The 11,796-nt window shown below is 74.4% G+C and carries 11 protein-coding genes; 5 read left to right on the forward strand and 6 right to left on the reverse strand.

Features of this window, described 5'->3' with window-relative positions:
- Positions 1–107: 107 nt before the first annotated feature.
- Genes ACFV7Q_RS36000 through ACFV7Q_RS36020 form a run of 5 tightly spaced genes read right to left on the reverse strand, consistent with a single transcriptional unit; the run spans position 108 to position 4,605 of the window.
- Complete coding sequence (locus ACFV7Q_RS36000; protein ID WP_385435143.1) at positions 108–1,073, reverse strand: tyrosine-protein phosphatase; 966 nt, start codon at positions 1,071–1,073, stop codon at positions 108–110.
- Positions 1,074–1,104: 31 nt separating this feature from the next.
- A complete protein-coding gene (locus ACFV7Q_RS36005; protein ID WP_385435144.1) occupies positions 1,105–2,181 on the reverse strand; it encodes an NAD(P)H-dependent flavin oxidoreductase in 1,077 nt (358 codons plus the stop codon).
- Positions 2,182–2,186: 5 nt separating this feature from the next.
- The gene (locus ACFV7Q_RS36010) at positions 2,187–2,945 is read right to left on the reverse strand and encodes a CoA-transferase subunit beta (protein ID WP_385435145.1); all 759 of its coding nucleotides are present in this window, start codon (positions 2,943–2,945) and stop codon (positions 2,187–2,189) included.
- A gap of 53 nt (positions 2,946–2,998) precedes the next feature.
- On the reverse strand, positions 2,999–3,859 hold the full coding sequence (locus ACFV7Q_RS36015) for a CoA transferase subunit A (RefSeq protein ID WP_385435146.1): 861 nt from the start codon (positions 3,857–3,859) through the stop codon (positions 2,999–3,001).
- On the reverse strand, positions 3,856–4,605 hold the full coding sequence (locus tag ACFV7Q_RS36020; RefSeq protein ID WP_385435147.1) for an enoyl-CoA hydratase family protein: 750 nt from the start codon (positions 4,603–4,605) through the stop codon (positions 3,856–3,858). The genes ACFV7Q_RS36015 and ACFV7Q_RS36020 overlap by 4 nt, the downstream gene beginning before the upstream one ends.
- A gap of 62 nt (positions 4,606–4,667) precedes the next feature.
- Here ACFV7Q_RS36020 and ACFV7Q_RS36025 point away from each other — a divergent pair, with 62 nt between their 5' ends.
- Together ACFV7Q_RS36025 and ACFV7Q_RS36030 are read left to right on the forward strand one after the other, a co-directional pair.
- Positions 4,668–5,432, forward strand: coding sequence for an SDR family oxidoreductase (locus ACFV7Q_RS36025; RefSeq protein ID WP_385435148.1), 765 nt, complete (start codon positions 4,668–4,670; stop codon positions 5,430–5,432).
- 1 nt (position 5,433) lies between these two features.
- On the forward strand, positions 5,434–6,390 hold the full coding sequence (locus ACFV7Q_RS36030) for an SDR family oxidoreductase (protein WP_385435149.1): 957 nt from the start codon (positions 5,434–5,436) through the stop codon (positions 6,388–6,390).
- Between the two features lie 387 nt (positions 6,391–6,777).
- Here the strand turns inward: ACFV7Q_RS36030 and ACFV7Q_RS36035 are convergent, their stop codons facing one another.
- Positions 6,778–7,671 (reverse strand): hypothetical protein, encoded by an 894-nt coding sequence (locus ACFV7Q_RS36035; RefSeq protein ID WP_385435150.1) that lies wholly within the window; start codon positions 7,669–7,671, stop codon positions 6,778–6,780.
- Positions 7,672–7,757: 86 nt separating this feature from the next.
- On the opposite strand from ACFV7Q_RS36035, the gene ACFV7Q_RS36040 reads away from it, so the two are divergent.
- The 3 genes from ACFV7Q_RS36040 to pepN all read left to right on the forward strand — a co-directional run bounded on the left by ACFV7Q_RS36040 (position 7,758) and on the right by pepN (position 11,710).
- Entirely contained in the window at positions 7,758–8,576 is an 819-nt protein-coding gene (locus ACFV7Q_RS36040) for a S1 family peptidase (protein ID WP_385435151.1), read from the forward strand.
- 275 nt (positions 8,577–8,851) lie between these two features.
- Complete coding sequence (locus ACFV7Q_RS36045) at positions 8,852–9,172, forward strand: chorismate mutase (RefSeq protein WP_385435152.1); 321 nt, start codon at positions 8,852–8,854, stop codon at positions 9,170–9,172.
- A 36-nt stretch (positions 9,173–9,208) separates the two neighbouring features.
- The gene (gene pepN / locus ACFV7Q_RS36050; RefSeq protein WP_385435153.1) at positions 9,209–11,710 is read left to right on the forward strand and encodes an aminopeptidase N; all 2,502 of its coding nucleotides are present in this window, start codon (positions 9,209–9,211) and stop codon (positions 11,708–11,710) included.
- The last annotated feature ends 86 nt before the right edge of the window (positions 11,711–11,796 follow it).

The following is an 11,796-nucleotide window of genomic DNA, read 5'->3' on the forward strand; positions in this document are numbered from 1 at the left end:
GCCGCGGGCCGCAGCGGCACGCCCCAGGGCGCCGGCCGTTCGGGCGGCGGCCGCCCGGGCGGCACCCGCTCCGGCGGCGCCGGCCGCCGGTCTCCTGGTGGGGCCGCCTAGCGGACCAGGCGGGACTGGAGCTTCGCCAGGGTGCGCAGGTCCAGTCCCAGGCCCTCGGTCAGGTAGCCGTAGAAGCCGCCGTAGTCGGCTTCCAGCTGGACGTTCGCCGCGTCCAGGTAGTCGCCGCGGACCTCCTGGAGCGGGATCAGCAGGTCCGGGTCCTGCATCCGCCCGGACTGCTTGAGCGCCTCCCGCAGGCGGGCGTCGTACGCCGCCCGGAAGGTGTTCGACGCCAGGTAGTCCCGTTCGGCGGTCTCCTCCGGCACGGCCAGGGCGCGCAGCAGCACGTAGCCGAGCCAGCCCGTCCGGTCCTTGCCCGAGGTGCAGTGGAACAGCAGCGGCCCACTGTCCTCCGCCAGCTCGCGCAGGGTCGCCCCGAACTGCGCCCGGTTCTCCGGCGAGGTCACGAACGTGCGGTAGACGTCCCGCATGTAGGCCTCGGCCCGGCCACCGCCGAGGACCTCCTCCTGCCGGGCCGGGTCGCCGCTGCCGATCACGCTCACGAGGGTGGCGAACAGGCCGAGGTCGCTGACCGGGCGGGAGACCGGGGTCAGCCCCGCTGGCAGCCGGTCGGGGCCGTCGTACTGGACCTCCAGGGGGATGCGGAAGTCCACGACCTTCGCCAGGCCCAGCCCGGAGAGGGTGGTGACGTCCGTGGGCGTCAGCCGGTTCAGCGCGTCGGAGCGGTAGACCAGGCCCTGGCGGACCTGACCGCCGGTCCAGGTGCGGTGGCCGCCCAGGTCGCGGGCGTTGATCGCGCCCTGGAGGGGGATCTGGCGGATCGTTTCCGCCGTGGACCCGGCGCCGGACCCGGCCGCGTACCCCTGCTGCGCGGCCGCGGGCGGCCCCGCATGCGCGGCGGCGGGCACGGACGTCGCGGTGAGGGCGGCGACGCAGGCGAGCGCCGCGGTGACGGCCACGGCCGCCGTCGCGGTCACGGAGCGGGTTCGGGCACGGCTCATCGGTGTCGACTCCTGTGGCACATGAGGGGGATCACCCTGCCGGCGGCAGGGTGCCGGACGCGTGCAGCTGTTCCAGCCGGGCCAGCACGGACTCCGCCTCGGCCATGACCCGGCCGACGAGCTCCGCACACGACGGCAGGTCCTCGATCACACCGGCGACCTGGCCCGATGCCATGACGCCGAGGTCCGTACGGCCCTCGACCATGGACGCCTTGAGGAGCACGGGGGTGTTCGCGGCGAGCAGCACCTGGCTCCAGGACAGGTCCCTGCCGTGTTTCATCGCCAGCCCGTCGCGCACCATCCGCGACCAGGACAGGCCCGAAAGCCTGCGGAAGCCGGCGGCGTGCCGGACCGCCCGCAGCAGCGTCCCCGCCCGCCCCGACCGCTCCAGGGCGGCGACCAGCTCGGTGCGCAGCATCCGGTGCGGCAGCCCGTCCACGGCCCTGGTGACCGTGATGTCGTTGACGCCGGCCGCCAGGTAGCGGGCCTTGACGGCGTCCGGCACCGTCGAGTCGGACGTCAGCAGGAACCGGGTGCCCATGGCGATGCCCGCCGCCCCGTACGACAGCGCCGCGACCAGGCCGCGCCCGTCGTGGAAGCCGCCCGCCGCGACCACCGGGATGTCCACGGCGTCGATGACCTGCGGCAGCAGCACCGTCGTGGCCACCTCTCCGGTGTGCCCGCCGCCCTCGCCGCCCTGCACGATCACCGCGTCGGCCCCCCAGGCCGCGACCTTCTCGGCGTGCCGGCGGGCCCCGACCGACGGGATCACCACCACGCCCGCGTCCTTCAGCCGGGCGATGAGTTCCTTCGACGGCGCGAGCGCGAACGACGCGACCCGCACGCCCTCCTCGACGATCAGCCGCACCCGCTCGGCCGCGTCCCCCGCGTCCGCCCGCAGATTGACCCCGAACGGGGCGTCCGTACGGGACTTCACCTCGCGCACCGCCGCCCGCAGCTGCTCCGGCGTCATCGTCGCCGACGCCAGGACGCCCAGCGCCCCGGCCCGCGCCGCCGCCGACACCAGCCGGGGCCCCGCCACCCAGCCCATGCCCGTCTGCACGATCGGGTGGCGGACCCCGACCAGCCCGGTCAGTGCCGTCTCCACCGCCCTCAGCCCCGCACTTCCCGTTCGCGCAGGCCCTCCGGGTCGAGGACGTCGCGGATCAGCCGCAGCTCCTCCCCGGTCGGGCCGCGCGTGTACGGGACCTCGTCGGGCAGGGCCAGGGCGAAGCCGGTGGCCGCCCGGACCTCCTCGACCGTCACCCCCGGGTGCAAGGAGGCCAGCCGCATCGACCGGTCGGGCGTCGCGAAGTCGAAGACCCCGAGGTCGCTGACCACCCGCGGGATCCGGTGGAAGCGGGTCACCCCGGCCGCCGCCGCCCGGTCGTACCCGACGCCGCTGACCATGTCGACCCGTTCGACGAACACCCGCGGCGAATGCCGGGGCACCCAGTAGCTCACCGGGTTGTTGAGCGTGTTGACGGGCGCGCCGCGCACCCCGAGGAGCTGGCGGGAGGGCCGCTCCCAGTCGCCGATGCAGGAGATGTTCTGGTTGCCGAAACGGTCCAGCTGGCTCGCGCCCATCATCACGTGCCGCCGCCCGCCCGTGACCATCGTGAGGTGCCGGCGGTACGGCAGCCAGCCCTCCACCTCCCCGTCCGGCCCGACCAGCAGGGCTTCGCCGTCGGTCAGCAGCAGCTCGGGGGAGAAGGTCCGCCGTGCCAGACGGGCTCCCAGCGACGGGATCAGACCCATCGGGCTGGCGAGCACCTCGCCGTCGCCGCGCCAGGCCTCGGCGCAGGCGATCACGCAGTACTCGGCGCGGCTCGGGGCGGGGACGGCGGACGGGGGTACGGGGGACCGGGGCACGGGGGGCCGGGGGGCAGGGGACGGGGACGCGGGGGAGGGGGGTACCGGTGTGGTCAACGCTGCTCCTCGTGCCAGGCCCGGACCGCGCCCTGGTACGCCTGCTCGTCCGGCCCGGACAGGAAGCGGGCCGCGAACTCGGGCCAGGGGGTGGTCGCGTACAGCTTCTGGAAGGCCTCGTCGCGCCCGTGGTCGGGTACGCAGGAGGTGAAGTGCGCGCCGTTCGGGGTCTCCACGACCCCGGTGACGCTGTGCCGGCCGACCAGCAGGGACTGCGGGGGTCCGGCCTTGGCGAGGTCGGCGGTCTCGACGAGCTGCTCGCAGGAGACGTACGCGGTGTCGGCCGCCTCGCAGAACAGGTCGTCGAAGTACGGGTCCGGGCCCAGGTACTGACCGTTGCCGAACCGGTCGGCACGGTTCAGGTGGACGAGCGCCGCGTCCATCCGCAGGGCGGGCACGGCGACGAACTCCTCGCCGTCGGCGTACGGCGAGGTCACGGTCCGCAGGTGCGGGTTGACCCGCATGACGTCGGAGCCCAGGCCGGCGCGCACGGGTAGGAACGGCAGCCGGTTCGCGGCGGCGTGCAGGCCCCACATGAACATGGCCTCGTCGATCTCGGTCAGGGTGAGGGCGCCGCTCTCGCGGGCGGCGCGGAAGTGCGGCTCCAGCGGGATGGAGTCGAGGGTGGCGAAGGGGGCCACGAGGTGGCGGATCCGGCCGGCGGCCGCGAGCAGGCCGACGTCGGGGCCCCCGTACGAGACCACGGTCAGACCGGTGATCCCGGACCGGAGCAGTGCGCGCACCAGGGCCATGGGCTTGCGCCGCGACCCCCAGCCGCCGATCCCGAGCGTCATCCCGCTGCGCAGCCGTCCCACGACCTCCTCGGGGGACATCACCTTGCCGCTGTCGGCCGTCATGCGCTTCCCGCCCTTCCGAAGCCGTCGCGGACCCGGTCGGCCACCCCGCTGAGGTTGGCCTCGAACGTGAACCCCTGCTCGAAGCGGTAACTGCGGCGCACGTCCACCGGATCGACACCGTTGATCGCCGCCTTCGCCAGACGGATCAGGTACCCGTCCTTCCGGGCGATCTCGGCGGCCAGACCGAGGGCCGCCTCCCGCAGCCGCTCCCGCGGCACCACCTCCCACACCGACCCGTGCCCGTGCAGCTCGGCCGCGGTGGCGGTGCGCGAGGTGTAGTACAGGGCCCGCATCAGGTGCTGCGGGACCAGCCGGGCCAGGTGTGTCGCCGCGCCGAGCGCCCCCCGGTCGAGCTCGGGCAGCCCGAACGTGGCGTCCTCGGAGGCGACGATCGCGTCCGCGTTGCCGACGAGCCCGATGCCGCCGCCCAGGCAGAACCCGTGCACGGCCGCGACCACCGGCACCTCGCACTCGTACACGGCGGCGAACGCCTCGTAGCAGCCGCGGTTGGCGCCGATCAGACGGTCGTGCCCGGGGTCCCGCTGCATCTCCTTGATGTCGACCCCGGCGTTGAAGCCGCGGCCCTCGGCGGCCAGCACCACGCACCGGTGGTCCGGATCGCGGCCGGCCGCGCGCACGGCGTCCGCGAGCTCGTACCAGCCCCGGACGGGCAGCGCGTTGACGGGCGGGAAGTCGACGGTGACCAGTGCGATGCCCTTGCCGGGGCGTGAGGTGGAGACACCCATGAGCGCATCAGCTACCTTTCCACCAAACGTTTGTTAGGTGCTGGCGAGGAAGGTAGCAGCCCATGGAGCTCGACGGGAGGGTCGCCGTCGTCACCGGCGGCACCCGCGGTGTCGGCGCCGGCATCGCCCGGTCGTTCCTCGAAGCCGGAGCGGACGTCGTCGTCTGCGCCCGCCGCCCGCCCGACCGGCCGGTCACGGCGGCGGGCCGCACGGCCGCCTACGCCCCGCTCGACCTGCGCGAAACCGCCGCCGTACAGGACTTCTTCGACACGCTCGCCCGCCGCCGCGGACGACTCGACTGCCTGGTCAACAACGCCGGCGGCACCCCGTACCGGCCCCTGGCCGACGGCGGCGCCGAACGCCACGCCCGGGTGCTCGAACTCAACCTGCTCGCCCCCCTGACCGCCTCGCTCGCCGCCCACCCCCTGCTGCGCGCGGCGCGCGGCTCGGTGCTGATGGTCGGCAGCGTCAGCGGCGCCCGTCCCTCGCCGGGGACGGCTGCGTACGGCGCCGCCAAGGCGGCCCTGGAGCACCTGGCGCGCTCCATGGCGGTCGAGTGGGCGCCCGAGGTGCGGGTGAACACGCTGGTCCTGGGGATGGTGCGGACCGAGCTCGCGCACCTGCACTACGGGGACGCGGCCGGGGTCGCCGCGGTGGCGGCCACGGTCCCGCTGGGCCGGCTGGCGGAGCCCGCGGACGTCGGCGCGGCGGCGGTGTTCCTGGCCTCGGGCCGGGCGGGGTACGTGAGCGGGGCGAGCTTGCTGGTGCACGGGGGCGGCGAACGCCCCGCGTTCCTGGACGCGGCAACGGTCAACAAGGAGGAATGACATGGCGGACGGCACGGCGGGCGGCATGGCGCGGGGGCGGGTCGTCGCGGTCACGGGCGCGGGCCGGGGGCTGGGCCGGGCCCATGCCCTGGCGTTCGCGGCGGAGGGTGCGATGGTCGTCGTCAACGACCTGGACGTGGGCCGCGAGGGGGAGCCCGGCACCGGCGCCGGCGCGGGGGGCGCGGGCGGCCCGGCGGCGCGGGTCGTCGCCGAGATCCGCGCGCGCGGCGGGGAAGCGGTGGCGCACGGCGGCGACATCGCCACCGCGCAGGGGGCGGCCTCGCTGGTCGACCGCGCGCTGGACGCGTTCGGCCGGCTGGACACCCTGGTCAACAACGCGGGCTTCCTGCGCGACCGGATGCTCGTCAACCTGGCGGAGGACGACTGGGACGCGGTGGTGCGGGTGCACCTGAAGGGGCACTTCCTGCCGCTGAAGCACGCGGCGGCGTACTGGCGCGCGGAGGCGAAAGCGGGCCGCCGGGTCGCGGCGCGCGTGGTGAACACCTCGTCGGGGGCGGGCCTGGCGGGCTCGGTCGGGCAGGGCTGTTACAGCGCGGCCAAGGCGGGCGTCCTCGGGCTGACGCTGGTCGCCGCGGCGGAGATGGGCCGCTACGGGGTGCAGGTCAACGCCGTCGCCCCGGCCGCGCGGACCCGGATGACGCAGGAGGTCTTCGCGCGGACGATGGCGGCGCCGGGGGAGGGGAAGTTCGACGCGATGGCCCCGGAGAACGTCTCCCCACTGGTGGTGTGGCTCGGCAGCGACGCTTCGGCGGGGGTCACGGGCCGCGTCTTCGAGGCGGAGGGCGGCCGGATCACGGTGATGGAGGGCTGGCATCCCGGCCCCACCGCCGACCGCGGCGCCCGCTGGACCCCGGCGGAGGCCGGCGAGGCCGCGGCGGGACTCCTGGCCGCGGCCCGGCCGCCGTACCCGGTCTACGGGGCGCAAGCGGCACCGTGACAACAGGGCTTCGGGGTGCGGGGCTTCGGGCCGCAGGGCCACCGGGCCCGGACGCGACCCGGCCCCGGCCCCCTGGCGAGGGGTCGGGACCGGTCCGGCACTCGTGCGATGACGTATCACTACCCACTGCACCCCCTGGCCGAACCGCGTCGGGGGCGACAAGTTGTGCGGTGCATCCGACGGACGCGCGTGTTCCGGCCGACGGGCCGACCGGGCCGGCCGGGCCGACCGGGCCGGGCACGACCGGTGCAGGGACCGGCCCCACGCCTCGCGGACGAAGTCGACGGCGGTTCACCAGCGCCCCGGAGGGGCGCGGGGAACTGCGCGACCGGCCACGACGGGCCCGCAGCCGACGGCCGGCCCGTCGCGGCACGTCCCGCGGAGCGCTCAGGTGTCGCAGTCCAGGACCGTTCGGCACAGCCCGCACCGGGCCCGCAGCCGCCCCGCCACCGGCAGCCGGAGCCGCTGCCCGCAGACCGGGCAGTCGAAGGTCACCCGCAGCCCGCCGCCGTGCCGCTCGAAGCGGTACCCCGCGCCCGTCCCGCCCGTCGCCCCCCGGGCGCGGCGGTCCCGCGCGTACCGGCGGCGCTCCGCTCCGTGCGCCGCCGCCAGGGGGGCCCGGCGCAGGTCCCGGTCGGCGAGCGCGCCCCCGCGTACGTACGCCTCGTACGCCTGCGGGCTGGTGAACCGGGCGGACAGGTCCTCGCCCACCAGCACGGCCCGCTTGGCGAGGACGTACCCGAACTCCTCTGGTGTGAGGTAGCCCAGCTTCTGGTGCCCGAGCGCGTCCTCCCGGTAGGCGTCGAGGAGCAGCCAGCCCACCCCCAGCAGGGCGGCCGCGGTGTCGGTGAGGACCTCGTCGTCCGCGGTGCCGGGGAAGCGCAGGCGCAGCCGGTGCAGCAGGACGTGGGTGGCCTCGTGGGCCAGGGCTGCCGCCAGGTCGCGGCGGTGGGTGCGGAAGCGGTCGTTGACCTCCACGAAGTACTCGGGTCCGGCGGCCAGTTCGACGGTGGCCGCCTCCTGCATCGGCCGGAACGCGACCACCATCCGGGCGTCGGGCAGCCCCAGCGCGGCGACGACCGCGGACGCCACGCGGTGCGCCCCGAGGTGGAGGTCGTCGGCGTCGGTGAAGGCGGCGTCGGCGGGGGAGAGGCCCACGGCGTACGGCCGGATCCCGTCATCCGGCAGCCGCCGGAGCAGGGCGGTGATCGCCGCCCGGACGGTGGCGAGGTGGGGAAAGCCGTGCTCGACGGGGTTGCCCCGGCTGCGGTACGCGGTCATGCCGCACCTCCCGACGGTCGGTGTCCGAAAACGGGTCCTTGATGCCCGAGCAGCCCCGGGTGTGACATGTACGTGTCATTCACCCGATGACACGCACGGCCCAACCCCCCACGAAAGGCAGTGTGTTGACCGTGTCCACCCTCAGCACCTTCCTCAAGCGCACCCTCGCCGTCGGTGCCGTCGCCCTCGCCGCCGCCAGCCTCCAGCCCGGCACCGCCACCGCGTCCCCGGCCCCCGTCGTCGGCGGCACCCGCGCCGCCCAGGGCGAGTTCCCCTTCATGGTGCGCCTCTCCATGGGCTGCGGCGGCGCCCTCTACACGCAGCAGATCGTCCTGACCGCCGCCCACTGCGTGAACGGCTCCGGCAACAACACCTCCATCACCGTCACCGCCGGAGTCGTCGACCTCAACAGCAGCAGCGCCATCAAGGTCAAGTCCACCAAGGTCCTCCAGGCCCCCGGCTACAACGGCCAGGGCAAGGACTGGGCCCTCATCAAGCTCGCCAAGCCCATCAACCTGCCCACCCTCAAGATCGCCGAGACCAAGCAGTACGACACCGGCACCTTCACCGTCGCCGGCTGGGGCGCCACCCGCGAAGGCGGCAGCCAACAGCGCTACCTGATGAAGGCCAGCGTCCCCTTCGTCTCCGACGCCTCCTGCAAGAGCTCCTACGGCAGCTCCCTCGTCCCCGCCGAGGAGATCTGCGCCGGCTACGCCCAGGGCGGCATCGACACCTGCCAGGGCGACTCCGGCGGCCCCATGTTCCGCCGCGACGACAGCAACAACTGGATCCAGGTCGGCATCACCAGCTGGGGCCAGGGCTGCGCCCGCCCCAACTACCCCGGCGTCTACACGGAGGTTTCGACCTTCGCCTCCACGATCAAGTCCGCCGCGGCGAACCTCTGACCGACCCCGGCCCGGTGGGCGCCCCGCGCAGGGGCGCCCCCGGGGCGGGCACCCCGCGCACCGCCGGGACGGCCCACGCATCCTGATCGCCACCACCCCCGTCCCCGGCGAGTACGTCCGGGCGGGCGCCCCCGCCGGAGCGCCAACCTCCCTACGGGAAGACGCCGGCCCGACCGCCCCGGTTGACCGGACCCGCCCCGGCGCCGCCCCCCGCACCGTCTCACCGATCGGCCGACCGGTACCCGCCCCCCGGCCGCCACGTATTCTCGGTGACCATGAACAACAGCCACCCCGACGTGCCTGACGCCGACGTCACCGCAGAGCTGGCCCGCCTGCGCGACAGCATCGACAACATCGACGCCGCCGTGGTCCACATGCTCGCCGAACGGTTCAAGTGCACCCAGCAGGTCGGCCACCTCAAGGCCCGCCACCACCTACCGCCCGCCGACCCACAACGCGAGGCCAACCAGATCGCCCGCCTCCGCCAGCTCGCCGAGAGCGCCAAACTCGACCCGGCCTTCGCCGAGAAGCTCCTCAACTTCATCATCGCCGAGGTCATCCGGCACCACGAGACGATCGCTGCGCGCGAGGACTAGACGGCCAGGGCCCACCCTTCGGGCAGCATGGGCCCCATGTCCGCACTGACGCGCAACGAAGCGCAAGCCCGAGCCCGGCTCCTCGACGTCCACCACTACGCCGTCGCCCTCGACCTCACCGGCGGCGAGGACACCTTCGACTCCACCACCGTCATCCGCTTCACCGCCCGCACCGGCGGAGACACCTTCGTGGAGCTCAAGCCCGACGAGCTGCGCTCGGCCGAACTCGACGGCCACCCCCTGGACCCGGCCACCTTCAGCAGCAACCGCCTGCCCCTGACCGGCCTGGCCGAAGGCCCCCACGAGCTGCGCCTCGACACCCGCATGCGCTACTCCCGCACCGGCGAAGGACTGCACCGCTTCACCGACCCCGCGGACGGCGAGACCTACGTCTACACCCAACTGTTCCTCGACGACGTCCAGCGCGTCTTCCCGGCCTTCGACCAGCCCGACCTCAAGGCCGTCTTCGAGTTCACCGTCACCGCCCCCGCCCACTGGACCGTCCTCGCCAACGGCACCACCCACCGCACCGGCGACCGCGACGGCGACGGGGCCGGCATCTGGACCTCGGCCCCCACCCCCGTCATCTCCACCTACCTCGCCGCCGTCGCCGCAGGCCCCTGGCACAGCATCCGCACCGAGCACGCCGGCCTGCCCTTCGGCATCCACTGCCGCCGCTCCCTCGCCCCCCACCTCGACGCCGACGCCGACGAGATCCTCGCCGTCACCACCGCCTGCTACGACCGCTACCACCAGAAGTTCACCGAGCCCTACCCCTTCGACTCCTACGACCAGGCCTTCGTCCCCGAGTTCAACGCCGGCGCCATGGAGAACCCCGGCCTGGTCACCTTCCGCGACCAGTACGTCTTCCGCTCCGCCGTCACCGACTCCGAACGCCAGCGCCGCGCCATGGTCATCGCCCACGAAATGGCCCACATGTGGTTCGGCGACCTCGTCACCCTCCGCTGGTGGGACGACATCTGGCTGAACGAGTCCTTCGCCGAGTACATGGGCTACCAGACCCTCACCGAAGCCACCCGCTTCACCGGCACCTGGACCGAGTTCGGCATGGAACGCAAGCCCTGGGGCTACGACGCCGACCAGCGGCCCTCCACCCACCCCGTCGCCCCCGACGCCGAAGCCGTCCCCGACACCGCCTCCGCCCTCCTCAACTTCGACGGCATCTCCTACGCCAAGGGCGCCTCCGCCCTGCGCCAACTCGTCGCCTGGACCGGCGAAGAGGACTTCCTCGCCGGCATCAACACCCACTTCGCCCGCCACAAGTTCGCCAACGCCTCACTCGCCGACTTCGTCGACTCCCTCGCCGCCCACACCGACCGCGACGTCCACGCCTGGGCCGACACCTGGCTGCGCACCACCGGCATCGACACCCTCACCCCCCGCATCGAAGAAGGCCACGGCGGCTGGACCCTCACCGTCGACCACCACGGCACCCGCCCCCACCACATCGCCGTGGGCCTCTACGACCGCGAACCCGACAGCACCCTCGAAGCCAGGGAACCCCTCACCCTCGACCTCCCCACCGACGAGGTCCTCTCCGCCGACGGCCCCCGCCCCGCACTCCTCCTCCTCAACGACGGCGACCTCAGCTACGCCAAGATCCGCCTCGACCAGGTCTCCCTCGACACCGCCCGGCGCAGCCTCTGCGCCCTCCCCGACCCCCTGACCCGCGCCGTCGTCTGGAACTCCCTGCGCGACATGGTCCGCGACGGCGAACTCGACCCCGCCACCTACCTCGCCACCGCCGAGGCCCACCTGCCCCACGAAGCCGACCTGGCCATCGTCCAGGGCGTCCTCGCCTTCACCCGCGACAAGATCGCCGACCACTACCTCACCCCCGACCAACGCCCCGCGGCCCTCGCCGCGATCACCTCCATCACCCGCGCCCTGCTGCGCCGCACCGAGGACGGCACCGACCCCGGCATGCGCCTCGCCGCCGTACGCGCCTTCATCGACAGCGCCACCCAGCCCGACACCCTCACCGCCTGGCTGGACGACGACACCGTCCCCGGCGGCCCCGCCCTCGACCCCGAACTGCGCTGGCGCATCCTCGCCCGGCTCAGCGTCCTCGGCGCCGTCGACGAACCCGCCATCGACGCCGCCCTCGCCGCCGACCCCAGCGCCACCGGCGAGGAAGGCGCCGCCCGCTGCCGCGCCTCCCTGCCCGACGCCGAGGCCAAGGCCACCGCCTGGAACCGCCTCTTCCACGACGACAGCCTGTCCAACTACCTCTTCACCGCCACCGCCCGCGGCTTCTGGCAGCCCGAACAGGCCGACCTGCTGCGCGCGTACGTGCCCCGCTACTACCCGGACGCCATCGCCCTGGCCGCCCGCCGCGGCCCCGCCATCGCCGCGGCCGCCGCCCACCACGCCTTCCCCGCCCACGCCGTCGACTCCGACCACCTCAAGGCCGGCGAGGCCGCCCTCACCGACCCCGACCTCGTCCCCCGCCTCCACCGCGGCCTCACCGACCAGCTCGACGACCTGGCCCGCACCCTCCGCGTCCGCCGCGCCTGACCCCACACCACCACGCCCGGCACCACACGGCCGCCGCCCGGCACCACACGGCCGCCGCCCGGCACCACACGGCCGCCGCCCGGCAC

It is taken from the genome of Streptomyces sp. NPDC059851 (assembly GCF_042732005.1).
In the GTDB taxonomy this organism is placed as follows: Bacteria; Actinomycetota; Actinomycetes; order Streptomycetales; family Streptomycetaceae; genus Streptomyces.